The sequence below is a fragment of the Cupriavidus sp. 21MJTG02-4 genome, from assembly GCF_057798975.1.
Genome location: NZ_JBYOJP010000008.1, coordinates 139,479 through 164,123, shown reverse-complemented (window position 1 = coordinate 164,123; position 24,645 = coordinate 139,479). Strand labels below are relative to the sequence as shown.

General features: G+C 66.1%; 25 protein-coding genes. 17 read left to right on the top strand and 8 right to left on the bottom strand.

Going from position 1 to position 24,645, the window contains the following annotated elements:
• The first annotated feature begins 23 nt into the window (after window positions 1–23).
• The 3 genes from AC3FKH_RS17845 (at window position 24) to AC3FKH_RS17835 (ending at window position 1,496) form a co-directional block, all read left to right on the top strand.
• Window positions 24–227 carry a hypothetical protein gene (locus AC3FKH_RS17845; RefSeq protein WP_488677179.1) on the top strand — a complete coding sequence of 68 codons (204 nt, stop codon included), beginning with the start codon at window positions 24–26 and terminating at the stop codon, window positions 225–227.
• A 37-nt stretch (window positions 228–264) separates the two neighbouring features.
• A complete protein-coding gene (locus AC3FKH_RS17840) occupies window positions 265–777 on the top strand; it encodes a BON domain-containing protein (RefSeq protein WP_488677178.1) in 513 nt (170 codons plus the stop codon).
• Between the two features lie 164 nt (window positions 778–941).
• The gene (locus AC3FKH_RS17835) at window positions 942–1,496 is read left to right on the top strand and encodes a host attachment protein (protein ID WP_483711084.1); all 555 of its coding nucleotides are present in this window, start codon (window positions 942–944) and stop codon (window positions 1,494–1,496) included.
• A 23-nt stretch (window positions 1,497–1,519) separates the two neighbouring features.
• Here AC3FKH_RS17835 and AC3FKH_RS17830 read toward each other — a convergent pair whose 3' ends face one another.
• A complete protein-coding gene (locus AC3FKH_RS17830; protein ID WP_488677177.1) occupies window positions 1,520–3,316 on the bottom strand; it encodes a glycoside hydrolase family 15 protein in 1,797 nt (598 codons plus the stop codon).
• 239 nt (window positions 3,317–3,555) lie between these two features.
• Between AC3FKH_RS17830 and AC3FKH_RS17825 the strand changes: the two genes are divergently transcribed.
• The 8 genes from AC3FKH_RS17825 (at window position 3,556) to AC3FKH_RS17790 (ending at window position 12,251) form a co-directional block, all read left to right on the top strand.
• Window positions 3,556–4,332, top strand: coding sequence for an IclR family transcriptional regulator (locus tag AC3FKH_RS17825; RefSeq protein ID WP_488677176.1), 777 nt, complete (start codon window positions 3,556–3,558; stop codon window positions 4,330–4,332).
• A gap of 254 nt (window positions 4,333–4,586) precedes the next feature.
• The gene (locus AC3FKH_RS17820) at window positions 4,587–6,215 is read left to right on the top strand and encodes an ABC transporter substrate-binding protein (RefSeq protein ID WP_488677175.1); all 1,629 of its coding nucleotides are present in this window, start codon (window positions 4,587–4,589) and stop codon (window positions 6,213–6,215) included.
• A gap of 33 nt (window positions 6,216–6,248) precedes the next feature.
• Window positions 6,249–7,220, top strand: coding sequence for an ABC transporter permease (locus tag AC3FKH_RS17815; protein WP_488677174.1), 972 nt, complete (start codon window positions 6,249–6,251; stop codon window positions 7,218–7,220).
• Window positions 7,221–7,266: 46 nt separating this feature from the next.
• Window positions 7,267–8,220: an ABC transporter permease gene (locus AC3FKH_RS17810; protein ID WP_488677173.1), complete on the top strand. Its 954-nt coding sequence runs from the start codon at window positions 7,267–7,269 to the stop codon at window positions 8,218–8,220.
• A 10-nt stretch (window positions 8,221–8,230) separates the two neighbouring features.
• On the top strand, window positions 8,231–9,193 hold the full coding sequence (locus AC3FKH_RS17805) for an ABC transporter ATP-binding protein (RefSeq protein WP_488677172.1): 963 nt from the start codon (window positions 8,231–8,233) through the stop codon (window positions 9,191–9,193).
• Window positions 9,190–10,179, top strand: a complete 990-nt coding sequence (locus AC3FKH_RS17800; RefSeq protein WP_488677171.1) for an ABC transporter ATP-binding protein — start codon at window positions 9,190–9,192, stop codon at window positions 10,177–10,179. Before AC3FKH_RS17805 ends, AC3FKH_RS17800 begins: the two co-directional genes overlap by 4 nt.
• A gap of 142 nt (window positions 10,180–10,321) precedes the next feature.
• The gene (locus tag AC3FKH_RS17795) at window positions 10,322–11,350 is read left to right on the top strand and encodes a porin (RefSeq protein WP_488677170.1); all 1,029 of its coding nucleotides are present in this window, start codon (window positions 10,322–10,324) and stop codon (window positions 11,348–11,350) included.
• Between the two features lie 46 nt (window positions 11,351–11,396).
• Entirely contained in the window at window positions 11,397–12,251 is an 855-nt protein-coding gene (locus AC3FKH_RS17790; RefSeq protein WP_488677169.1) for an N-formylglutamate amidohydrolase, read from the top strand.
• On the opposite strand, the gene AC3FKH_RS17785 is transcribed toward AC3FKH_RS17790, so the two are convergent.
• Genes AC3FKH_RS17785 through wrbA form a run of 3 tightly spaced genes read right to left on the bottom strand, consistent with a single transcriptional unit; the run spans window position 12,244 to window position 14,697 of the window.
• Entirely contained in the window at window positions 12,244–13,662 is a 1,419-nt protein-coding gene (locus AC3FKH_RS17785) for an FAD-binding oxidoreductase (RefSeq protein WP_488677168.1), read from the bottom strand. The two genes, AC3FKH_RS17790 and AC3FKH_RS17785, sit on opposite strands and share 8 nt — an antisense overlap.
• Before the next feature lie 19 nt (window positions 13,663–13,681).
• The gene (locus AC3FKH_RS17780; RefSeq protein ID WP_488677167.1) at window positions 13,682–14,098 is read right to left on the bottom strand and encodes a DUF2069 domain-containing protein; all 417 of its coding nucleotides are present in this window, start codon (window positions 14,096–14,098) and stop codon (window positions 13,682–13,684) included.
• Window positions 14,095–14,697 carry an NAD(P)H:quinone oxidoreductase gene (wrbA, locus tag AC3FKH_RS17775; protein ID WP_488677166.1) on the bottom strand — a complete coding sequence of 201 codons (603 nt, stop codon included), beginning with the start codon at window positions 14,695–14,697 and terminating at the stop codon, window positions 14,095–14,097. The genes AC3FKH_RS17780 and wrbA overlap by 4 nt, the downstream gene beginning before the upstream one ends.
• Before the next feature lie 160 nt (window positions 14,698–14,857).
• Here wrbA and AC3FKH_RS17770 point away from each other — a divergent pair, with 160 nt between their 5' ends.
• Window positions 14,858–16,192 carry a YihY family inner membrane protein gene (locus tag AC3FKH_RS17770; RefSeq protein ID WP_488677165.1) on the top strand — a complete coding sequence of 445 codons (1,335 nt, stop codon included), beginning with the start codon at window positions 14,858–14,860 and terminating at the stop codon, window positions 16,190–16,192.
• A gap of 15 nt (window positions 16,193–16,207) precedes the next feature.
• On the opposite strand, the gene AC3FKH_RS17765 is transcribed toward AC3FKH_RS17770, so the two are convergent.
• From AC3FKH_RS17765 to AC3FKH_RS17755, 3 genes are all read right to left on the bottom strand, one after another.
• Window positions 16,208–16,525, bottom strand: coding sequence for an Mpo1-like protein (locus tag AC3FKH_RS17765; RefSeq protein ID WP_483731848.1), 318 nt, complete (start codon window positions 16,523–16,525; stop codon window positions 16,208–16,210).
• A gap of 143 nt (window positions 16,526–16,668) precedes the next feature.
• On the bottom strand, window positions 16,669–17,097 hold the full coding sequence (locus tag AC3FKH_RS17760; protein WP_488677164.1) for a hypothetical protein: 429 nt from the start codon (window positions 17,095–17,097) through the stop codon (window positions 16,669–16,671).
• A gap of 209 nt (window positions 17,098–17,306) precedes the next feature.
• On the bottom strand, window positions 17,307–18,614 hold the full coding sequence (locus AC3FKH_RS17755; protein WP_488677163.1) for an MFS transporter: 1,308 nt from the start codon (window positions 18,612–18,614) through the stop codon (window positions 17,307–17,309).
• A gap of 244 nt (window positions 18,615–18,858) precedes the next feature.
• Here AC3FKH_RS17755 and AC3FKH_RS17750 point away from each other — a divergent pair, with 244 nt between their 5' ends.
• Window positions 18,859–20,022 (top strand): iron-containing alcohol dehydrogenase, encoded by a 1,164-nt coding sequence (locus AC3FKH_RS17750; RefSeq protein WP_488677162.1) that lies wholly within the window; start codon window positions 18,859–18,861, stop codon window positions 20,020–20,022.
• A gap of 39 nt (window positions 20,023–20,061) precedes the next feature.
• On the top strand, window positions 20,062–20,376 hold the full coding sequence (locus AC3FKH_RS17745) for an NIPSNAP family protein (RefSeq protein WP_483731855.1): 315 nt from the start codon (window positions 20,062–20,064) through the stop codon (window positions 20,374–20,376).
• Here AC3FKH_RS17745 and AC3FKH_RS17740 read toward each other — a convergent pair.
• Window positions 20,369–21,307, bottom strand: coding sequence for a LysR family transcriptional regulator (locus tag AC3FKH_RS17740; RefSeq protein ID WP_488677161.1), 939 nt, complete (start codon window positions 21,305–21,307; stop codon window positions 20,369–20,371). The genes AC3FKH_RS17745 and AC3FKH_RS17740 overlap by 8 nt on opposite strands.
• 68 nt (window positions 21,308–21,375) lie before the next feature.
• On the opposite strand from AC3FKH_RS17740, the gene AC3FKH_RS17735 reads away from it, so the two are divergent.
• From AC3FKH_RS17735 to AC3FKH_RS17725, 3 genes are all read left to right on the top strand, one after another.
• Window positions 21,376–22,971 carry an aldehyde dehydrogenase (NADP(+)) gene (locus tag AC3FKH_RS17735; protein ID WP_488677160.1) on the top strand — a complete coding sequence of 532 codons (1,596 nt, stop codon included), beginning with the start codon at window positions 21,376–21,378 and terminating at the stop codon, window positions 22,969–22,971.
• Between the two features lie 168 nt (window positions 22,972–23,139).
• Window positions 23,140–23,463, top strand: coding sequence for a hypothetical protein (locus AC3FKH_RS17730; protein ID WP_488677159.1), 324 nt, complete (start codon window positions 23,140–23,142; stop codon window positions 23,461–23,463).
• A gap of 96 nt (window positions 23,464–23,559) precedes the next feature.
• Window positions 23,560–24,618 (top strand): porin, encoded by a 1,059-nt coding sequence (locus AC3FKH_RS17725; RefSeq protein WP_488677158.1) that lies wholly within the window; start codon window positions 23,560–23,562, stop codon window positions 24,616–24,618.
• Window positions 24,619–24,645 lie beyond the last annotated feature (27 nt).

Here is a 24,645-nt window from a genome sequence, read left to right as displayed (position 1 = left end):
AATGTCCAACAGCGGAGACACCCGTGACTTCGAAGGAAGACCGCAAGCATGAAAAGCGCGGTGCGGCCGCGCATGACAAAGCGGGCGTGCGCACGGACCGGAAAGCCGACGAGATACGCAGCCGCAGCGCCGATCCGGGGCAGAGCAGCTATGGCGGGTTTCGGAACGAGGACCCGCGCAGGCAGCACCAGGCCAACGCGGAGTCGCCTCGCAAGCGCCAGCGCTGAACGCAGCGTGACGTCCACCCAACCCGGAGAAACAGGTATGGAACACCAACAGCGACGCGCAGGTCCGAAGGGCTATGTACGCCCGGACGAGCGCATTCACGATGATGTCTGTGGCCGCCTGGCCTATTCCGACCGGCTCGACGTACGTGACGTCGAGGTGGCCGTGAATGCGGGCGTCGTGGCGCTCAGCGGGACCGTGCAGGACCGCTGGCAGAAGTACTGCATCGAAGAGATTGCGGACAACGTACTCGGTGTCACGAATGTCGAAAATCGCATCCGTGTGGCTCGCCCTGACGATCCCTATGCCCGGGCGACAGCACAGGGCCTGGCCGGACAGTTGGGCAAAGCCGGCCAAACGGCGAGCCAGAACGTAGCCGGCGCCGGGCACGTGGGCGGCGTGAGCAGCAGCGGTAGCGCCACCGGGTCTTCGGCCAGCAGCTATGCCGGCGGCCTGGAAACCGGACAGGGAAACGCGGGCGGCGGCGCCGATTCATTTGGCGGCACGACATCGCCCGGCAGGGGCGCTCCGGACGCCGGCACGCCGCGCTGACGCCTTGCAATACTTGCAGCGTTTCGCGTCAAAGCTGCAATCACGCATGCCCTGCGCCACATGGCGCTGCGCCGGCACATCAACCGGCGCGATGGCGTGCGCCTTGCAGGTCTTCTCCACGCGGTCCGGTATCCGGTGTCCGGGCCAACGAACGGAGAGAACTCATGAAGACAATCTGGATCCTTGTTGCGGATGAGGGGATTGCAAGGGTGCTTGCCTCGCAAGGCGGCACCACGCCATTGGAAGACGTCGAGAAAATCACGGACGCCGCAGCGCACGCGCACAATGCCGACCTGCGGCACGATGCCTATGGACGCCGGACACAGGCCAGCATGCAAGGCGACGCGGGCCATCCGGGCGCACACGCGGGGCGCGTCGCAACCGTCACGTCATCCGCGGGCGAGGACGAAATCCACCTGGAAGCGCAACTGTTTGCGCGCCGGGTGGCGAAGATGCTTGAAGACGCCCGCAACAAGCAGCGCTTCGACGAACTGGTCGTCATCGCGCCGCCGCGCTTTCTTGGCTTGCTGCGCAAGGCCCTGCCGCAATCGGTCTGCAACGTGGTGACGCACGAACTCGACAAGGACTATCGGCAACTCGGCAACAACGACCTGCAGCAACGGCTTGCCGATGACGGCATCGTGCCGGCACGGCGCGATCCGCGCATCGAGATGGGCAAGGGGCCGGGCAACGAGATTGGCAGCTTGCCGACACGCTAGGACGTGTCCGGAGCTGACTGGCCTCATGCCCGCTTGACGCCCTTGTCGAGCAGCAAGGCCGTATTGACCAGGGCGATATGCGACAGCGCCTGCGGAAAATTTCCGGCCATGCGGCGCGTGGCCGGATCGTATTCCTCCGACAGCAGGCCGACGTCGTTGCGCAGCAACAGAAGCCGCTCGAACAGTTCGCAAGCCTCCTCGCGGCGCCCGGCCGCGGCATAGGCGTCCGCAAGCCAGAAGCTGCAGGCGAGGAAGGTCGGTTCGTCGCCGGGCAGGCCGTCCTCCGTGCGGGATGGCAGGTATCGGCGCACCAGCCCGTGGACGAGCAATTCTTCTTCGACGGCCTTGATGGTGCCCAGCATGCGCGGGTCCTTGCCGTCGATGAAACCAACGATCGGCAGCAAGAGCAGGCTGGCGTCGGTCGTGCTGCCGCCGTAGACCTGCGCGAAGCAGTTGCGCTTGCTGTTGAAGCCGTTGGCCAGCACGTCGTCACGGATAGCGTCGCGCACCTTGCGCCAGCGCGATGCGCAGGACGGCGATTCATGCATTTCCACGGTCTTGATGGCCCGATCCAGCGCCACCCAGGCCATGACCTTCGAAAAGGTGAACGGCTGCCGTCCGCCGCGTACTTCCCAGATGCCCTCGTCCGGATGCTGCCAGATGGCGGCCAGGTGGTTGACCAGCGACCGCTGCAATGCCCATGAGTCCGGGTCGCGCGGCAGGCCGCCCAGGCGCGCCTGGTACAGCGCATCCATGACTTCGCCGTAGACGTCGAGCTGGAGCTGGGTCGCGGCAAGGTTGCCCACGCGTACCGGCCTGGCGCCCTTGTATCCGGGCAGCCAGTCCAGCTCCCATTCCCACAGGCGCCGCTCTCCGCCGACGCCATACATGATCTGGGCCTGCTCGGGACTGCCGGCGACCGCGCGCGTGAGCCAGGCGCGCCAGGCCTGGGCTTCGTCGTAGTAGCCGGCGGCCATGAGCGCCAGCAGGGTGCGGGTCGCGTCGCGCAGCCAGCAGTAGCGGTAGTCCCAGTTGCGTACGCCGCCCGGTGCTTCGGGCAGGGATGTGGTCGGCGCGGCGACCAGCCCGCCGGTGGGCCGGTAGGTCAGGGCCTTGAGGGTCACCAGCGAACGCCTGACCGGCCCGCGCCAGTCGCCGCCGGCCTGGCAGCGGCCGGACCATTCGCGCCACCAGCGCTCCGTGCGTTCGAGTTCCTGCAGGGCATCGACCGGGGCCGGCGCGGCAAGGTGCGAAGGGCTGTAGGTCAGCACGAATGGCTTCATCTCGCCGGCCTCGATCGTGAACTCGCAAGTCGTGGCGAGATCCTTTCCGCGCAGCGGCTCGGGCGATCGCACCACGGCCATGTCGGGGCCCGCCACGGCGCGGATGCCGTTGCCTTCTTCGAGCCGGGTGACCCATGGCACCGTCGCGCCGTAATCGAAGCGCAGCGTCAGGTCCATCTTCATGTCGAGCTTGCCGCTACGCCCGCAGACGATCCGGACAAGATCCGAACGCTCGCCGGTGTTCGGTGCGCCCTGGCGGATCGGCATGAAGTCGATCACGGTGGCGACGCCGTCCGGATGGACAAAGACGGTTTCGAGCACCAGGCTGCCGGGCCGGTAGTGGCGCCGGCTCCTGCCGCCGTGACCGGCCGGCGCGATGCGCCAGCGTCCGTGATCGCGCGTGCCCAGCAGGGCGGCCAGGCAGGCGGCGGAGTCGAAGCGCGGCAGGCACAGCCAGTCGATGCTGCCATCACGGCAGACGAGTGCAGCCGTTTCGCAATCGCCGATCAGTGCGTAGTCCTCGATCAAGGCAGCCACGGCAGTCCCGAATCTTGTCGGTGCGAAGCATGGCCTGGCCAATGCGCTGGCCTGGCCGCATACCTTGTTGGAGGTTCGCGCGATGTCATGGTTCCGGCACCTTGCGAGGGTGGCCCGGACCACGCCCGCAAACTGGCGAGATCATGCGCATTGCGTTACATTGCGCGCCCCAGAGTGCGGCGTCCCCGCCTTCACGAGCCAGGCCGCTACAATTCGTTATGAACTCCGTTTCCGAAACTGTGCAAGACACCAAGCCGACGACCTATATCGTCGATGCCGTGGACGAGGCTCTGGGCCTGCTGATGCTGGTCGCCGAGCACCCGTCGCTGGGCGTCACCGAGCTGGCGCGCCGCGCCGATCTGACCAAGGCGCGCGCGTTCCGGCTGCTGAGCACGCTGGAGCACCGCGGCATGATCGCGCGCGAGGCGCCGGCGGCGGTCTACAAGCTGAGCTACAACGCCTTGCTGGTCGGCAATGCCGCGCGCGAGCAGCTCGACCTGATCAAGCTGGTGGCGCCGAGCCTGGCCGCGCTGGGCGCTGCCTGCGGCGAAAACGTGATCGTGCGCGTGCGCGACGGACTGGAATCGGTCTGCGTGGCGCGCCACGAGTCCTCGCAATCGGTGCGCGTGCATACCGAGGTCGGCAACCGGCGTCCGTTGCATGTGGGCGCATCGGGCAAGCTGCTGCTCGCTTTCGGCGGCGAGACGCTGGTCAACGCGGTGCTGGCCACGTCGCCGCAGCGCTTTACCGACAAGACCATCGTCGATCCGCAAGCGCTGCGCGACGAACTGGCCAGCATCCGAGCCGCGGGCTATGCGGTCTCGCTGGGCGAGCGCGAGGCCGATGCCGTGTCGGCGGCCGCGCCGTTGCGCGACCATACCGGCGCCACGGTGGCCTCGCTGAGCATTGCCAGCCCGGCCAGCCGTACCACGCAGGAAGTGCTGGACCGCCACGTGGCCATGGTCGTCGAACAGGCGGCCGCGTTGTCGCGCTCGCTCGGCCACACGGGCGCCTGAGCCTGATACTCCGGCCGCCAGGCCACCGGGTTGCCGCGTCCGCGGCAACTTCTTTCCCCGCGTCCCCCCGAAATTTCCCTTCCGAGCCGGCAACGGATCGCCGCAGGCGTGCCGTCACGCCTTGTGGCTGATTTGCGCCGTGACAACGCGGCCGTCGCTTCTTGTTCCTTCGCATGACGGGAGCGGGTAAACCCTGCTTACCCGTGACACCGCTTTGTCTTATTCTTCGATACACAGTATCACTCAACGAAACAATGTTTCAGCCAACGAAAACTACCCCTGCAAGAGGCCGCCATCCGGCGGCCGCGCTCATTCTTGCCGCCGTGCTGGCACTGGCCGGCACCGGCGCGGCGCGCGCGGCGGACCTGCGCATCGGCTACAAGGCTGAAATCAGCGCGGCCGACCCGCATGTGCTCGACGCCGCGGGGCGCAATCTCTGGGGACACGTCTACGAGACGCTGGTCGGCCTCGACAATGACCTGCGCCCCGTGGCGCAACTCGCTACCGGCTGGCGCCAGGTCGACCCGCGCACGTGGGAATTCCAGCTGCGCGCCGGCGTGCGCTTCACCGATGGCCAGCCGTTCACGGCCGAAGACGCCCGGTACTCGATCGAGCGCGCGCGCCACCTTGCCGGCGCACGGACCTTCCGCACCTACCTGAAATCGATTGCCGAGGTGCAGGTGACCGGGCCGCTGACCTTGCGCGTGGTGACGCGCACGCCGAACCCGGTGCTGCCGCAGAACGTGGGACTGGTGGCCATGCTGCCGCGCTCGCTCGGCGACAAGGTCAAGGAGGCCGACTTTGCGGCGGGCCGCGCGGCCATCGGCACCGGGCCGTACCGCTTCATCTCGTGGGAGCACGGCCAGCAGCTGACCTTCGCGCGCAACCCGACGTACTGGGGGGCACCGGAACCGTGGAACCACGTGGTGTTCCAGTTCATCGCCAAGGAACCCGCGCGCGCGTCGGCGCTGCTGTCGGGGCTGGTGGACGTGATCGACGCCTCGTCGGCGAACATTGCCGATGCCTTCGCCCGCACCGAAGGGCGCATCCGCACGGTATCGGCCACGTCGTACATGCTGAACTACCTGCAGCTCGACCAGGCGCGGCAGGTGTCGCGGTACGTGAGCGACAACGAAGGGCGCCCGCTGGCCACCAATCCGCTGCGCGACGTGAAAGTGCGCGAGGCCATCAGCGTGGCGATCGACCGCGACCTGATCGCCGGGCGCGTCACCAAGGGCGATTCCGTGCCCGCCGGCCAGCTTGTGCCGCAAGGCTTCTTCGGCTTTGCGCGTGCCGTGTCCCCGCCGCAGGGGGACGCCGCGCAGGCGCGCAGGCTGCTGGCGCAAGCCGGCTATCCGGCAGGCTTCCGCCTGACCTTGCATTGCCCCAATGACCGCTACCTGAACGATGCCAAGACCTGCGAGGCCATCGGCCAGATGCTGACCCGCGCGGGCATCCGGACCGAGGTGCGCACGCTGCCCTATTCGGTGTACATCACGCGCGCCACCTCGGGCGGGGAGGGCGGCAAGCCGGAGTTCAGCGCGTTCATGCTCGGCATCGGCGCGGTCAGCGGCGATTCGCTCGAACCGCTCGTGGCCGCCGCGCATTCGCAGGACAAGAAGGCCGGACTGGGCGCCAACAACCGCAGCGGCTACGCCAATCGCTCGGTCGATGCGCTGGTCGACGAGGCCATGCGCACCATGGAGCCGCCGGCGCGTGAACAAGTGCAGCGCCAGGCTGCCATCACCCTGGCCGAAGACGTCGGCGTGGTGCCGCTGCACCACCTGCGCGCCACATGGGCCTACCGCAACGGGCTGCTGGTGAAGCCGCGCAGCGACGGTTTTACCTACGCCACCAATATTCGACCGGCCGCACGTCCCTGACGCGCGTCGGCTATTCCCATTCCGGAAGCCACCATGCTGGAAACCCTACTCAAACGGCTGCTGCAGAGCATTGTGGTGCTCTGGATCATGTCGGTCCTGACCTTCTGCGCCGTGAACCTGATCGGCGACCCGGTGCACCTGCTGGTGAGCCCGACGGCCACCGAGCAAGAGATTGCCGAAGCGCGCCATTCGCTCGGGCTCGACCAGCCGGTCCAGCAGCAATACCTGCATTTCGTGCAGGGCGCGCTGCGCGGCGATCTCGGCGACTCCTTCATCTACAACCGGCCCGCCATCGAACTGATCGTCAGCCGCGTGCCGGCGACGCTGGAACTGGCGGTGACCGCGCTGCTGCTGTCGCTGGCGATCGGCATCCCGATGGGGATCTTCGCGGGGCTCAAGCCCGATAGCCGCCTGTCGCGCCTGTTGATGGCGTGTTCGCTCGGCGGCGTGATCATGCCCACGTTCTGGATCGGCATGATCGGCATCCTGGTGTTCTCGGTGAACCTGGGCTGGCTGCCGTCGGGCGGCCGCGGGCCGGTCACCACGGTGCTCGGCATGCCGCTGTCCGTGACGAACTGGGAGGGCATACGCTTCCTGCTGCTGCCGGCGCTGACGCTGTCGCTGTTCAAGATCTCGCTGGTGGCGCGCCTGACCGAGGCCGGCACGCGCGAGGTGGCCGGGCAGGAGTACATCAAGTTCGCGCGCGCCAAGGGCGTGGGCGGCGCGCGGCTGGTGCTGCGCCACGTGGTGCCCAATGTGCTGATTCCGATCGTGACCGTGGTGGGGCTTGAATTCGGCCACCTGATCGCGTTTTCGGTGGTGACGGAATCCGTGTTCTCGTGGCCCGGCATGGGCAAGCTCATCATCGACTCGGTGCTCGCGCTGGACCGCCCGGTCGTGGTGGCCTACCTGCTGGTCACGCTGGTGCTGTTTGTGGTGCTCAACCTGATCGTCGACCTGCTGTACGTGGTGCTCGATCCGCGTCTGCGACACAAGGCGGCCTGAATTTTTCCGTCTTTCATCCTGAACCTGACTTTCGCCAAGTTTCCCGATGTCCCTTCCCGTTACCGAACCGCGCGCCACGGCTGCACCGCTGGCATCAGCGCCCCCAGAGGGCACGGCGCCGCCGAGCCGGCCGCGACGTCCGTCGTTCCTCGCACGTTTCGCGCGCAATCGCGTGGCGGCGGCAGCGCTGGCGCTCTTGCTCGTGCTCATGCTGGTCGCCGTATTCGCGGGCGTGATCAGCCCGCAGGATCCCTACGACCTGGCCACGGTGTCCGTGATCGATTCCGAACTGCCGCCCGGCGCGGTTGGCTATGACGCCCAGATGCACTACTGGCTCGGCACCGATGGCGCCGGACGCGACCTCGTCAGCGCGATCTTCTACGGCATCCGCATCAGCGTTGCCGTCGGCGTGATCAGCGCCGTGGTGGCGCTGCTGGTCGGCGCCGCCATCGGGCTGGTCGCCGCCTACTGCGGTGGCGCGGTCGATGCGGTGATCATGCGCATCGTCGACCTGCAGCTCAGCTTGCCGGCGATTCTTGTCGCGCTGATCCTGCTGGCGGTGCTGGGGCAGGGCGTGGACAAGACGCTGATGGCGCTGGTGATCGTGCAGTGGGCCTACTTCGCGCGTACGGTGCGCGGGTCGGCGCAGGTGGAGCGGCGCAAGGACTATGTCGAAGCCGCGCTGGGCCAGGGCCTGCCCGCGTGGCGCGTGATGTTCCGGCACATCCTGCCCAACTGCATGGCGCCGCTGGTGGTCACCGCCACGCTGCAGATCGCGCACGCCATCACGCTGGAGGCCACCATGAGCTTCCTCGGCATCGGCCTGCCGCGCACGCAGCCGTCGCTGGGCATGCTGATTGCCAACGGCTTCGAGTACATGCTGTCGAACAAATACTGGATCAGCATCTTCCCGGGCGTGGCCCTGGTGCTGCTGATCGGCGCCATCAACCTGGTGGGCGACCGGCTGCGCCGCGTGCTCAACCCGCGCAACGAGGGCTGAGGAGAGAACCATGGCACTGCTGGAAGTAAATGGCCTGACGACGCGCTTCGCACTGGAGCACGGCGCGGTCACCGCCGTCGACAATGTTTCCTTCTCGCTCGATGCGGGCGAGATCCTCGGCATCGTGGGCGAGTCCGGATCGGGCAAGTCGGTGACGGCGTTTTCGCTGATGAACTTGCTCGACCCGCCGGGCCGGGTGACCGGTGGGGAAGTCCGCTTCAAGGGACAGGACCTGCGCAGGTGTACGCCGCGCCAGTGGCAGGCGCTGCGTGGCGACCGTATCGCGATGGTGTTCCAGGACCCGATGATGTCGCTCAACCCCGTCATGCGGATTGGCGCGCAGCTGATCGAGACGGTGCGCGTGCATCATCGCTGCACGCACAGGGAAGCGCATGAACGCGCTGTCGATGCGCTGAAGAAGGTCGGCATTCCCGCGCCGCAGGAGCGCATGCAGGCCTATCCGCATGAACTGTCGGGCGGCATGCGCCAGCGCGTGGCCATTGCCAATGCGCTGGTCAACCAGCCCGACCTGATCATCGCCGACGAGCCCACCACCGCGCTCGACGTGACCATCCAGGCGCAGATCCTGTTCGAGATGAAGCAGCTCGTGCGCGAGACCGGCGCGGCCGTAATCTGGATCAGCCATGACCTGGCCGTGGTCAAGGACCTGGTCGACCGCGTCTGCGTGATGTACGCCGGCCGCGTGGTCGAGCAGGGGCCGGTTGCGGACGTCATCCGCCAGCCGATGCATCCCTATACGCGCGGGCTGCTCGATTCGCTGCCCGCGCACGACACGCGCGGGCGCACCTTGCGGGCGATCCCTGGTGCGGCGCCGGCGTTGTCGGCCTTGCCGCCGGGCTGCGCGTTCGCGCCGCGCTGCGCGCGAGCCAGCGACCGTTGCGCGCAGGCGCCACTGGAAGTTTCCGTGCGCGGCCGGTTGCTGCGTTGTATTCACCCACTGGAGGCGGCATGACTGTCCTGCTCGAAGCACGCCATCTGCAGAAGCAGTTCGCCCCGAAGCCGGGCCTGCTTGACCGCATGGTCCGCAAACCGCGCACGCGTCAGGCGGTGCATGCCGTCAATGATGTTTCGCTGCAAGTCCGCAAAGGCGAAGTGCTGGGCGTGGTGGGCGAATCCGGCTGCGGCAAATCCACGCTGGGCCGCATGCTTGCTGGCCTGCTTGCCCCCAGTAGCGGCGACGTGCTGTGGGAAGGCGAACGTGCCGATACAGCCGCCGCGTCGTATCACCTTGCGGTGCAGATGGTGTTCCAGAACCCATATGCGTCGCTCAATCCGCGCCTGCGCATCGGTCAGACGATTACGGAAGGCGCGCTGCATCACGGTCTGATCGGGCGTGCGCAGGTTGCGGAGTTCGCGCGCGAGATGCTCGCGATGGTCGGTCTTGATGCCTCCTATGCCGAACGCTATCCGCATGAATTCTCCGGCGGCCAGCGCCAGCGCGTGGCCATTGCACGCGCACTGGCGTTGCAGCCGCGCCTGGTGGTCTGCGACGAGGCCGTGTCCGCGCTCGACGTCTCGGTGCAGGCGCAGGTCATCAACCTGTTCATGGACCTGCGCCGGCAACAGGACCTGACTTACGTCTTCATCAGCCACAACCTCGCGGTGGTGGAGCATATGTCGGACCGCGTGGTCATCATGTACCTGGGCCGCGTGGTCGAGATGGGCGATGCGCGCGCGATCTTCGCCGAGCCCAGCCATCCCTACACGCGCGCATTGCTGGCCGATGCGCCACGGCTCGACGGCAGTTCCGCGAGCCACCAGCCGATCCAGGGCGAACTGCCGAGTCCATTGGCGCCGCCATCCGGCTGCGCGTTCCATCCGCGCTGCCCGCATGCGAGCGCGCGTTGCGCGGCCGAGGTGCCGCTGTTGCGCGATATCGGTGGCGGCCGCCTGTCGGCGTGCCACCTCAATGAAACAGGCCAGATCACGGCGGCCTGATCGCGCGCCGCCAGAGGCGGCGCTTTACCACGGGATAGCCGCATGGCATCCGCTCCGGTCCACGGCGCGGAGGGCGGCGCTCGCACTTTTTTCGCACGGGCGCATGGCGGCGGGTTGTTTCGCAGAGGAGAAGGAGAACAGCATGAAGTCATTCAGTCTTATCGGGCGAGCGTGCATGGGCGGCGCGCTGCTCGCGGCGTCGGCCGGCGCGCAGGCCAGCCTGACGCTCTATGGCCGCCTCGACACGGATATCGAGTACCAGCGTGGCCCGCGCGGCAATGCCGGGCAGATGGTGGACAACGCGTCGCGCTGGGGCATGCGCGGCAACGAGGACCTTGGAGGCTCGCTGCGTGCGGATTTCGGATTGGAGCAGGGCTTCCAGGCCGACAACGGCGTCGCCACCAATCCGCAGTTCCGCAATGCCTTTGTGGGCTTGAGCGGCGCCTTCGGTGCCTTTGCGCTGGGCCGGCTGGACTCCGCAACCTCGGTCGGCTCCCCGATCTATTCGCAGATCACGCAGAACGTGGATTTCGTCATCCACGATGCCGGCGCCACGGCCATCGGCACCAAGGTGCTGAACGCGCGCAACCGCGTGTCGAACGCGCTGGGCTACGTGACGCCGGACTTCGGCGGCTTCTCGCTGCGCGCCCGGGTCAACCTGGCCGGGCCGGATCCTGCCACGCCCAATGTCAATTCGCCGGTGAAGGCGGAGGATGACTTCCGGCAGTACGACACCGGACTGAACTATGCCTCGGGCAACTTCTCGGCAGGCCTCGGCTATTCACGCGATGCCAAGACCGGTGGGCTCGTCGCGAACGACTTCCGCGACAAGATCCAGGCCACGGCCGCGTATGACTTCAAGGTTGTCAACGTGTACGGCGTGTACGGGCGCGACCGCTATGTCGGCACGGCCAGCACCCGCACCGACGTGCGCTACTGGCTGGCGGGCCTGACCGTCCCCTATGGGCCGCACAGCCTGACGGTCAACTACATGGAACGCGACGTGCAGAACAGCACCAGCGGCAAGCTGCGCAAGGCACAGGCCGGTTATGGCTACCGGCTCAGCAAGCGCACGCTGCCCTATGTCTTCGTCGACTACGAGGACGGCAACAGCCGCAAATCGGGCGATACCGTGATCACCTACGGCATCGGCATCCAGCACAAGTTCTGACCCGCCGCGCACCGCGCCCCCAATTTCGTTTCCGCCCGCCTGTTCCATGTCCGACCCTTACACCCTCATCGAACCTGCCGTCACGGCTTTGCCTCTGGTGGTGGATTCTCCCCACAGTGGCCTTCATCACGACGAAATCCTGCCGATGTCGGCCACGCCAGAAGAGTTGCTGAGCGGCTGGGACGCCTATGTCGACGAACTGTTCGGCCATGCGCCGCAGGTGGGCGGCACGCTGCTGCACGCGCGTTTTCCGCGCTGGCTGGTCGATGCCAACCGTGCGCGCGATGATATCGATCCGGATCTGCTGGAAGGGCGCTTGCCGTATCCGCTGCGGCCAAGCGACAAGGCGCGGCGCGGCATGGGCGTGTTGCGTCGGCTGGCGCTGCCGGGCGTGCCGGTCTATGCGTGCAAGCTGCCGGCGAGTTTCGCGGAACAACTGCTGCAGCGGTACTACGATCCCTATCACGCTGCCGTGTCCGGCCTGATCGACGCGCAGCACGCGCGCTTCGGCGCGGTCTGGCATATCGATTGCCATTCGATGAAGTCGCGCGGCAATGCGATGAATATCGACAACGGCAACATGCGGCCCGACTTTGTGGTGAGCAACCGCGATGGCGAGACCTGCTCGGCGGCGTTCATCGAGGTCGTGGCGGGCAGCCTGCGCCAGCTGGGCTACACGGTGTCGGTCAACTGGCCTTACAAAGGGGCGGAACTGATCCAGGCTTACTCCGATCCTGCGCGCGGGCGGCACAGCCTGCAGGTCGAGGTGAACCGCGCGCTCTATCTGGATGAGGACCGCTTTGCGCGCAACGCGGGGTTTGCGACGCTGCGCGGACACCTCGACCAGATGCTGGAAGCCGTGGCGGCGTATGTGCGCGCGGAGGTGGCCGCGCTCAGATGACCTTGGCGGGGTTCATCAGGCCCTGCGGGTCCAGGGCCTGCTTGATCGCGCGCATCATGGCCAGTTCCACCTCGCTCTTGTAGAGACGGTTCTCGTCGCGCTTGAGCTGGCCCAGGCCATGCTCGGCGGAGATCGAGCCGCCATGCGAATGCACGCTGTCATGGACGACGCGGTTGACGGCGTCCTGGTTGACCAGGAACGCGTCATGGTCCACGCCGGCCGGCGGCGACACGTTGTAGTGCAGGTTGCCGTCGCCGAGATGGCCGAACGTCACCATGCGCGCGCCCGGGAACGACACCTGCAGCAGCGCGTCGGTGGTCTCGATGAAATCGGCCACGCGCGACACGGGCACCGCAATGTCGTGCTTGATGTTCTTGCCTTCCTCTACCTGCGCAAGCGGAATGTGCTCGCGCAGGTTCCAGAAATCGCGCGACTGCTGCACGGATTCCGCCACCGCGGCGTCGATGACCACGCCGGCGTCGAAGGCGACCTGCATCAGCTTTTCGAAGATGGCGCGCGCATGGTCTTCACCTTCGCTGTCGGACAGTTCCATCAGCACGAGTTGCGGATGCACCTCCGCAAACGGATAGCGCAGCTGCGGGAAATGCGTGGTGACGAGTTGCATGCTCAATGCCGACATCAGTTCGAAGCCGGTCAGCATGGCCCCTGCATGCGACTGCGCGATGGCCAGCAGTGCAAGCGCCGCGCGCGGGCTTGCCACGGCCGCCAGCGCGGTGACGCTGGCGCGCGGCAGCGGGAACAGCTTCATGACCGCGGCCGTGATGATGCCGAGCGTGCCTTCCGCGCCGATGAACAGGTCGCGCAGGTCGTAGCCGGTGTTGTCCTTGCGCAGTCCGCGCAGGCCGTGCCAGATCTCGCCCTTGGGTGTTACGACTTCGAGCCCCAGGCATAGCTCGCGCGTATTGCCATAGCGCAGCACCGCGGTGCCACCCGCATTCGTGGACAGGTTGCCGCCGATGGTGCAGCTGCCTTCGGCCGCCAGGCTCAGCGGAAACAGCCGGCCGTGTTCATGCGCCACGTCCTGCAGGTGTTGCAGCACCACGCCGGCGTCGACGGTGATGGTGTTGTTGAGCGGGTCGACTTGCCGCACGCGGTTCAGCCGCTGCAGCGACATCACCACGCAATCCGAAGTGGCCGGCGTTGCGCCGCCGCACAGGCCGGTATTGCCGCCCTGCGGCACCACGGCGATCTGGTGCGCATGGCAGGCATGGACGGCGGCCGCCACTTCCTCGGTATTGCCCGGGCGCAGCACGGCGATAGCCTCGCCGGTGTAGCGCTTGCGCCAGTCCGTCAGATAGGGCGCCTTGTCGGCGGCGTCGGTCAGCACATGCTGGGGGCCGAGTGCCGCACGGCAGAGATCGAGGAAGGAGTCGTGGTGCGAAGCGGGCATGTCGGGTCCTGGAATGCGGCTACTTGCCGGATGAGGCGGTCTTCGCCGCCTTGGCGCGGCGCTTGTACGGGCGCAGATAAAGGATGGTGCTGAAGAAATACAGCAGGGTCAGAGCCACCTCGACCCAGGCCAGCGTCGAAGACGGCGCGCGGTCGCTGGTGGCTCGCACGATGCCTTCGGTGAAGAACAGCAGGATCAGCATCGACGACCACTGCAGGGTGTAGCGGTTGCGCGTCAGCACGCCGCGCAGCGGCAGCAGCAGCGGCAGGAACTTGATGACGAGCCATGACCCGCCGGGACGCAGCGGTGCCAGGAACCATTCCCACGCGATGCAAAGCACCATCAGTGCGATCAGGCTGCCCACGCTCAGGCGGTACAGCGTGGCGTTGTGCAAGGCGCTGTCGCTGTGGTTGCCGTCGGCCGGCGCGGCGCTCATGCGCGGTCTCCCGCCAGGCGCAGCGCGGCTTCTGCCAGCCGCTTGCCCATGGCGATGGCCAGGGCGGCTTCGTCGTCGGTGACCGGGCCGCGGTTGTCGCCGTGCGCGTGGTGGCTCGGGCCGTAGGGCGTGCCGCCGGCCGTGGTCGTCATCAGCGCCTTCTCGGAATAGGGCAGGCCCATGATCAGCATGCCGTGGTGGAGCAGGGGCAGCATCATCGACAGCAGCGTGGTTTCCTGGCCGCCATGCAGGCTGCCGGTAGCCGTGAACACGCACGCCGGCTTGCCGGTGAGCGCGCCCGACAGCCACTGGGCGACCGTGCCGTCGAGGAAGTACTTCATCGGCGCGGCCATATTGCCGAAGCGCGTGGGGCTGCCCAGCGCCAGGCCGGCGCACTCCTCCAGGTCGCGCAGTTCGGCATAGGGCGGTCCGTCGGCCGGGATATCGGGCGCGGTGGCCTCGCATACCGTGGAGACCGGCGGCACCGTGCGCAGGCGCGCCTGGGCGCCGGGGACTCGGTCGATGCCGGTGGCAATCAGTTCTGCCAGCTTGCGGGTGCTGCCGTGGCGGCTGTAATACAGGACGAGGATGTCGGTCATGAGGCGAGATGGCGGCCCGTGCCTGCGATGGGCGGCATGAGGTCCGGAACAGTCGGGCCCGGCAATGGGGCCGGAACAATCCGCGTATTATAGTTGTGCCCCCGCCACCTCAGCGGCCCCCGACCGATCGCCACATCCCATCACAGGAGTCCCCCGCAGCATGTATGGAACCCGCCTTGCCCGCCTGCGCAGGGAATGGAATCTGCAGAAACTGCGCGCCCTCTCGCGCTATGCGCTGCGCCGCGCGGGAGAGGGCCGCCTGCCCCAGGTTGCCGCCAGCCTGACCTTCACCACCTTCCTGTCGGTCGTGCCGGTGCTGACGGTGGCGTTCGCGCTGCTGGCAGCGTTCCCGGTGTTCCGGGAGTTCCGCGCGGATATCGAGGCCTTCCTGTTCCAGAACCTGATTCCGGGCAACGTCAGCGAATCGATCTCGCGCTACCTCGGCCAGTTTTCCAAGAGCGCGCGCGGCCTGACGGCGATGGGCCTGGGCGGGCTGATGCTGACGTCGGTGCTGACCATGCTGACGGTGGAGGACGCCCTCAACGGGATCTGGCGCGTCAAGCAGCGCCGGCCGCTGGCGCAGCGCGTGCTGGTGTTCTGGGCCGTGCTGACGTTCGGTCCGGTGCTGATCGGTGCCAGCCTGTCGATCAGTTCCTACCTGATCTCGGTCTCGGCGGGCTATGTCGGCAATATGCCGATTGGGCTCGGGCTGCTCGTGAGCGCGACGCCGGTCGTGCTGTCGGCCCTGGCGTTCGCTTTTCTCTATACCGCGGTGCCGAACGCGTATGTCGAATGGCGCGACGCGATTGCCGCGGGTCTTGTGGCGGCCATCGCGTTCGAATTCGCCAAGCGCGGCTTCGGGTATTTCATCACGCATATCCCGACCTACACGGCGGTCTACGGGACCTTCGCGGCGCTGCCGATCTTCCTGCTGTGGATCTACCTGAGCTGGCTGGTGACACTGCTGGGCGCCACCATCGCCGCGAACCTGCCCGTCGTACGGCAAGGGCACTGGCGCCGGCGCACGTTTGCCGGCAGCGAGTTCTTCGATGCATTGGGCGTGCTGCTGCTGCTGTACAAGGCACGCGAGGAGGTGCCGCGCAGCGTCGGGGAGCTGGACCTGGGTCGCAAGCTTCGTGTCGAGGCCGACTACCTTGCCGTGCTGCTCGGCAAGCTCAAGGCCATGCACCTGATCGGCAAGCTGCAGCAGGATCGCGGACAGGCGCACTGGGCGCTGCTATGCGACCCGTCGCAGGTGACGCTGCGGACGTTGTACGACCGGCTGGTGCTCAACCTGCCGCGCTTGCCGCGCACGGCGCTGGCGCAGCAACTGCAAGGAGCGGAATCGCTGAAATCGATCCTGATCAATCCGCAGCTCGATCAGCCGCTGGAGGTCGTGTTCAGGGAGCAGGGCGCTGCCGATCCCACGGCGGCCGAGTCGGCCGAACCGTCGAGGCCGGCGCTGGAGATGGTGCCGCCCGGGCGACACGGATAAGCCAGGGCTGACGGTTCAGAACGGAATCCGCCCGCGCAGGATATCCGCATACATGACCCAGTCTCCCATCAGGCTGTAGAGCGGATGGCGAAAGGTGGCGGGCCGGTTCTTCTCGAAGCCGAAATGTCCGACCCAGGCAAACGCATAGCCTGACACCACCGCACCCAACAGCCACCATGCATTGCCGGTGATGACGATCATCAGCAGGCAAAGCAATGCTACGGTCGAGCCGGCGAAATGCAGCCGCCGGCAGGTTCGATCGCGGTGTTCGCTCAGGTAGTAGGGATAGAAAGCCGCGAAACTTTCGAATTCGCGCGCGTGGGCCCGGGCCATGGCTGTCTCCGAATGTTGTTCTGGCGAGCCTGTGTCGCTGTGAGCTCCCAGAATACTTGAGAATTTCAACTCAAAGGTCGAATACTCACTGAAGCCGCGAAGCCCGCGGATGCCGTGCCTCATCTCGGATTGCCCGCCTGCCGTCAGGCCATTTCACTGACGGCTTCGCCAGCCAGCGCGGCCTCTGCCTCGTCGGTCACCGTGCCTTGCGCTATCTCGCTGTCGGCTTCGGAAGCCAGGTCGCCCAGACCGATGGCGACCGTGATATTCGGCGTCCAGTTCTTGCGGTCGGTGCTGGCCTCGGCAAACGTGGTCACCGTTGCGGTATAGCCCTGCGCCCTGAGGTCGTCGGCCAGCCGTTGCGCGCGCGCTTCCAGCGCTGCTTGCGGATTGTCTTCGTTGATGTCAAGGACCAGGCTGGTCTCGAATTCTTCCTTGCCCCGCTGGATTGCCGTTTGCATTGCCTTGAGTTGCTTGTTGGCAAGTGCGACGAGCTTGCTGTACCTGGATTCTTCCTGGCTGGCGCGCAGTGCCTTGGCGGCGTTGATGATTTCGGTGCGGTCCACGAACATGATTGCCTTTCGAGCTGGGGAAGGGAAAGCGCGCAGCACGGGCTTGACTTCAGGAGCCAGCTTTCCCGGATGCGACGACAACTGTATAAATATACAGTGTTCGCCCGCGAATCGGCAAGGATTCATTGAAGTTGTTTCCTGCATCCCATCGCGCTCATCGAGCTTTGCGCGCCTTGGAAGGGCCTGCGGGAAGGCAGGCCATGTCACGGTCAGATGTGTGCGCGTGGCCGGTAGTCGATCAGGCTTGAGAACAGCGCGATCAGTGCAGCCATGACGACGAAGAACATCAGCGCCAGGAAATACGAGCCCGACCACTGCACGATCACGCCGATCAGGATCGGCACCACCACGCCGGCCATGTTGCCGCAGAAGTTCATCGCACCGCCCAGAACACCCGCGCGCTCAGGGCCGCCGATGATGGCCGGCAGGCTCCAGTACATGCCGCAGAAGCGCAGGAAGAACATCGCCACGCACAGCAGCACCACGGCCGTGCCGGCGTCGGAGAGGTAGGCCACAGTCAGGATGCAGCCTGCCGCGATTAGCGCCGGTACGCCGAACATCGTGCGCATGACCATGTTGGGTGAGGCACCGGTGGCCTTCCAACGGTCACCGATGGTGCCGCCGATCAGTTCACCCACGAAGCCCGCCATGAAAATCAGGAACGTAGCGCCGCCCGTGGTGGTGATGCTGAAGTTGAACGCTTTGTGCAGGTAGCTGGGCATCCAGGTCAGCAAGCCATAGAACACCGAGAGAATGCAGGCGTAGCCGCTGAACATGGCAAGTACCGAGCGATCCTTCACCAGTTCGCGCAGGGGCACGCGCTCGGCGGCAGCGCTGGGGCGCGCATTACCGCTGGTGATGTGCTCGAGTTCCGCCGCGTTGACCGCCGGGTGCTCCGACGGGTGGTTGCGGATATAGCGCCACGCCACCACGCCCGCCAGCATGGTGCCAAGGCCAGCAATGATGAACGCGATGCGCCACGAACCGAGCCAGGCGATCAGGCCGGAGATCAGGATGGCGCCCAGCGCGCTGCCCAGCGCCGCGCCGCCGTCGATCAACACCGCGCCGCGGTTGCGCTCATGCGGCGTCAGCCACAGGCCGATCAGCTTGGCGCCGGCCGGGAAGATAGGCGACTCGGAGATCCCAAGCCCCATGCGCGTGAGCATCAGCACGATCCAGTTGTGGGACACCGCGCCCAGCGCCTGGCATGCGCCCCACGCCACCGTGGCCACGGCGATGATGCCGCGTGCGCGATACCGGTCCAGCAGCAGGCCAACGGGAATCTGCGCCAGCGCGTACGACCAGAAGAACGCGCTCAGCATCAGGCCTTCGAGCGCCGGCGACAGGTTGAATTCCGGCCCGATCATGGGCAGCGCGACCGACAGCGAGGCACGGTCGATGTAGTTGATGGCCGTGAGCAGCAGCATGATCACGAAGATGCGCCAGCGCACGGTGGTAGGCCGCGCCGCCCCGCTGAGCGCGGGCGACGACAGGGCAGGGGAGTCTAAGGAAGGCATGGTGGTCTCCGCGTCGTTGTGGTTGTGCAGGGCGAACGGGTCGTCCCAGGGGGCGACTGTAGGGCTGCCCGCAGGTCTTGCCTAATGACGCTTCGTGATTACGTGATAACCAACCGGATCGGGGCGAATCGTCGGGATGGGGCGCATAAGCGGCCGTTATCGGTCAATCCAGTTTTTTCATTACCGGAATCGGCTGGGGGCTTTGTACTGTTCAGGCCGGAGACATCGAACGGAGAACTGCCCCATGAACGCATTCCAATATTTCTTTCCGACCACCCTGAAGTTCGGCAATGGCCTTGCCAACCAGGCGGGCGCGCTACTCAAGCCGCTGTTCAGCGGCCGGCTGCTGGTGGTGACCGACGAAGGCCTGCTCAAGAGCGGCGTGCTGGAGGGGTTCTTCGCCTCCCTGAAAGCTGCGGATCTCGGTTACGACGTGTTCTCGGGCGTCGAGGCCAACCCCAGCACGACGGTGCTCGAGCGCGCGCTGAACTTCCTGAAAGACCACGGCTGCACGGCGGTGATCGGCGTCGGCGGTGGCAGCAGCATCGACACCGCCAAGGGCGTGGCTGCCATGGCCACCAACGACGGCACCATCCTCGACTACGAGGGCTACGACAAGATTCCCCACGCGCCGTTGCCGATCTTCGCCATCCCGACCACGTCGGGCACGGGCAGCGAATGCACCGCATCGACCGTCTTCACGAACAAGGAGACGCTGTTCAAGACCGTGATCGTCAGCCCGAAGATCTTCCCGCAACTGGCGATTCTCGATGCCGAACTGACGTTGAAGCTGCCTGCGCCCATCACCGCAGCCACCGGCATGGATGCACTCACCCACGCGATCGAATCTTACGTATCGAAGCAGGCCAATCCAGTCAGCCAGTCGCTGGCGCTTGGCGCGGTGCGCTTGATCGGGCGCAGCTTGCGCAAGGCATTCTACGTGGGCGCCGATGTGGCGGCCCGCGAGGACATGCTGCTCGGTTCGTTCCTGGCCGGCGTGGCGTTCTCGCAGTCGAAGCTGGGCAACGTGCATGCGATCTCGCACACGATGGGCGGCGTATTCAACATCCCTCACGGCATCGCCAATGCGGCGCTGCTGCCGTATGTAGTGGCGTTCAATGTGCCTGCCTGCCCCGAGCGTTTCCGCGACATCGCGGAGGCATTGGGTGTTGATGTGGCGGGCCTCGATGCGGGCGCCGCCGCCCGCCATCTGGTGGGCGCGATCGTCGAACTCAACAGCGCGCTGGCCATTCCTTCCAATATCCGCGAACTCGGCGTCGACCTGGATCACCTGCCGCAGATGGTGGCCGACTCGATGCGCAGCGGCAATGTGCTGGTCAACCCGCGCCTGACTACCGCGCGCGACGTGGAGGCCATCATCGTTGCCGCGCACGCCGGCAAGCTGTGATCCAGCGACAACCGTACGCTATCTCAACCAGGAATCACCATGTACTACGAAATGCGGACCTATACGGTCCAGATCGGCAAGATGAAGGAATACCTGCAGCACTTCGAAAAGGAAGGCCTGCCGGTGATCTCCCGCTACGCGACGCTCGTCGGCTGGTGGTACACCGAAATCGGTGAGCTGAACCAGGTCGTGCACATCTGGGCGTACGAAAGCCTGGATGACCGCATCGCGCGGCGCACGGCGTTGTATGAGGATCGCGACTGGCTCGAGAAGTTCGTCCCCGTGGCCTTTCCGATGCTGGAAAAGATGGAGTCCAAGCTGTTGAGGCCGGCCGCGTTCTCGCCGATCAGGTGAAGTGTTCCTGCAGCGCCTCGGCCAGCAGCCGCGCGCCTGGAGAGAGGTGCGCGCCGGCGCGGGTCACCACGCCGTAGGGCTCGTCAAGGGGCGGGATCGTGACGGGCAGGCGGGCCAGCAGGCCGAACTGCTCGCCAAACGCCGCCACCTCGCGCGGAATCACCGCCACCAGCTCGGGGTTCTCCTGCAGCATGGTCAGCATCGCGAACGTCGATGCGGTTTCGATCGGGTACCGCGGCACGTCGACGCCGGCATCCGCCAGTGCGCGTTCAAGTGCGAACCGCATCGGCGTGTTGACCGGATACGCAACCCACGGCGCATCGGCCAGATCGCGCAGCGCGAGCGTCTTCCGACGGGCGAGGGCATGGGTGCGCGCAGCCACCACGGCCAGCGGTTCGGGCTCGAGCGGCACGTAGTCGTAAGCCTCCGGGCGCCGGCTGCTGCCGCTGCGGCACACGGCGAGGTCAAGGCGCCCCTCGTCGATCAGCGCCAGCAGGCTGGCACTGGTGCTTTCAACGATCTCGACGGAAAGATGCGGCTGGCGAGCGCGCACGTCAGTCAACGCGCGAGTCAGCAGCGGCACTGCGCCCATGATGACACCGACGGCAAGATGGCCCCCGTGCCCCTGCGTGATGGCCGAGACTTCGGCATGCAGGTGTTCCAGGTCGCTGTAGATCAAGCGGGCATAGCGGGTGACGCAGCGCCCGAGGTCATTGGCGACGAGCCCTTTCGGCTGCCGTTCGAACAGCGGCATGCCGAGGATGTCTTCGATCTCGCGCAGCACCTTGGTGGCGCCCGGTTGCGAGATTGCGATTTCCTCGGCGGCCTTGTGCAGCGAGCCGTGGTTTTCGAGCGCGATCAGCAGCCTTAACTGCTTGAGGCGCAGGCGCGATGCGATGTTGGCGAGGGAAGGGACAGCCAGCGGCTTCATGGTGACGATGGAACCAAAGCCGCGACTATAGCTTTTTTGTGACATTGTTCATATTGAGGGAGACCACTGTGTCCATCGATGTATCGGGGTACCAGTTCATTGGCGGCGAGCGCCGCGCCGCCGGCACGACCGTGCTGCACAGCGTGGACGCCACCAGCGGCGAGCTGTTGCCGCACCGTTTTATCGAAGCGACGCCGGACGAGGTAGACGCCGCCGCGAATGCTGCCGCTCGCGCCTATCCTGCATTCCGCGCAACGTCGCCGGCGGCGCGGGCAGCGTTTCTTGACGCCATTGCCGCCGAGATCGACGCGCTCGATGACACGTTCATCGAGATCGTCTGCAAGGAGACCGCGCTGCCGCCTGCGCGCATTCGCGGCGAGCGCGCGCGTACCAGCAACCAGATGCGGTTGTTTGCAACCGTGCTGCGGCGCGGCGATTTCCTCGGCGCGCGGATCGAACTGGCGCAACCCCAGCGCACGCCGCTGCCCCGGCCCGACCTGCGCCAGTACCGGATCGGCATCGGTCCGGTAGCCGTGTTCGGCGCCAGCAATTTCCCGCTAGCGTTTTCGACCGCCGGCGGCGATACCGCATCGGCGCTGGCAGCGGGTTGTCCGGTCGTCTTCAAGGCGCACCCGGGGCACATGGCCACCGCGGAAGCGGTGGCCGAGGCCATCGAGCGTGCCGCCCGCACGACCGGCATGCCCGCTGGCGTGTTCAACATGATCTTCGGTGACCGAGTTGGCGGACGCCTCGTCAAGCATCCCGCGATTCGCGCGGTCGGGTTTACCGGCTCGCTGCGCGGTGGGCGTGCGCTGTGCGACATGGCGGCGGCGCGACCGCAGCCGATTCCCGTGTTCGCGGAGATGAGCAGCGTCAACCCGGTGGTGCTGATGCCCCATGCACTGGCGCAGCGTGGTGAAACCATCGCTCAGGAATTGGCGGCATCAGTTGCGTTGGGGGCAGGGCAGTTCTGCACGAATCCGGGTCTGTTGCTGGGGGTGAAATCGCCGGCCTTCGATGCGTTCCTGGCAGGGCTCTGCGCACGCATCAACGAGCAACCGGCGCAGACGATGCTCAACGCGGCGGGGCTGCATCACTATGGCGAAGGCGTGGCCGCGCTGTCACGGCACCCCCGCATCACGCAGCTTGCGGGCGCACCGCAAGCGGGAAAACAGGCGCAGGCGCAGGTTTGGCGCGCCGATGCGTCGCTGCTGACCGACGGCGATCCGATCCTCCAGCATGAGATATTCGGCCCGGTGACCGTGGTTGTGGAACTCGACGACGAAGCGCATTTGCTGTCGGCCCTGGCCGCGCTGCAAGGCCAGTTGACCGCGACGCTGATTGCCGACCCGGCTGACCTCGAAGTGGCCGCGCCGATCGTTGCGGTCCTGGAGGAGCGCGTCGGGCGATTGCTGATCAACGGTTATCCGACCGGCGTTGAGGTGTGCGACGCGATGGTGCACGGCGGCCCGTATCCGGCCACTTCCGATGCGCGTGGTACTTCGGTCGGCACACTGGCGATCGACCGCTTCCTGCGCCCGGTCTGCTATCAGAATGTGGCCGATGCGCTGTTGCCGGAAGCGCTGCGGGATGCCAACCCGCTGGGTATTCATCGGCTGGTGGAGGGCGTCTTCACGCGCGATGCGGTGAAAGCCATTCGGTGAGTAGTGTGGAATGGGAGAGCGGCATCGACCGCACCTCACGCCTCGCGCGTTGAAGTCGGGCCAGTTTGACCCGGCAGGCGTGAGCGATGAAGACGCTTCATGCCTGTTCGAGCGCATCTGTCGCGATCGACTGACGGCCCTGCAGACGACGCTGACTGGCGTGGCGCGATGAAAGGACTGCTGCTGCTCCCGATCATCGTCGCGCTCCTGCTCGGCACGCTTGCGAAGCATGCGAAGGCGGATGCAGGTGTCTTGCTCCGAGGGCAACTCGGTCGACTGCAGCGCCCGTGGCCGGGGCCTGCCGATAGCGGCCGCCTCCAGCCATGCGGCCAAGGTACAACCCAGTGGCTGCTCGGCCAGTATGGCCGACAGCGCGTGTCGGTAGTCCGGCGTCGCTTAGTCGGCACCCACCGCATTCACTCGCTCCGGGAAAACCATTATTTGACTGGCTGTCAAAAATTCCGTACCTTTAATTGTGTGTATGTCAATTAATGCGGTGCCGTAGCGCATGCCCCCATGCCAGCCGCGCGAGGACAGCACGTCGCAGGCCTCTTCTGGCCGCGATCGAAGACAAATTACGGAGGAGCAATGAAACGAAGCCTGGCCATCGCCGGTGCGCTGCTAGCGACCGGCGCGACCGCGCACGCCCAATCGTCTGTCACGCTGTACGGCGTTGCAGACGCGGGGATCGAATATCTGAATCACGTACCGAACGCCGCCAAGCAGTCGTCGAGCCTCATGCGCATGACGTCCGGGAACATCGCTGGCAGCCGTTGGGGCCTGCGTGGCGTGGAGGACCTGGGTGGTGGGATGAAGGGCGTGTTCCTGCTTGAAGGCGGCATGGTGCTCGATTCCGGCATGGCCGCACAAGGCGGGAGATTGTTTGGCCGTCGCGCCTATGTCGGCCTGGACACACCGTACGGGCAGGTCACGATGGGACGTCACCACAATCTGACGTTCGACCTGATCATCGGCTTCGATCCGATGTACTTCGCACCCAAATATTCGTCGTACTCGCATGACACCTGGCTGGCAGGACGTACCGACAACGCGGTGAAGTACACCGGCAAGTTCGGTGCGCTGACGGCTTCGGCCCTCTACAGCTTCGGCGTGGACTCGACGATTGCGAATGGCAGCGAAGTCCCAGGCAACAGCCGCGTGGGCAGGGAAATGAGCGCGGGCTTTTCCTACGACATGGGGAAGTTCCGCTTTGCCGGTGTCTACGATCAGCTCAATGGCACCTCCGCCGCAACGGCGGGGCGGACCGAGCGGCGTTACGTGGCATCGGCAGCGGCTGACTTCGGGCCGGTGTCGGCCTACTTTGGCTATCGGCGGCTGGTCAGCCAGATCCTGACCTCGATGACCCGTACGGACCTGTTCTGGACTGGCGCCACCTACAACTTCAAGCAAGCGCTTGCGCTGACTGGGGCCGTGTACAAGACCAACGACCGTACATCGGCAAAGGATCCGATGTCGTTGGTGGTGTCTGCCGACTACCGGTTTTCGAAGCGCACCGACGCCTATCTGACGGCGTCATATACCTTGAACAAGGGCGGTTCCGCGCTGGGCGCGAACGGGTATGACGGCTCCGTGATTGCGGGTTCAAACCAGTTTGGCGCCGTGATCGGGATGCGCCACACCTTCTGATGCCCTACCCGTGGCTCCGTTCCCCAT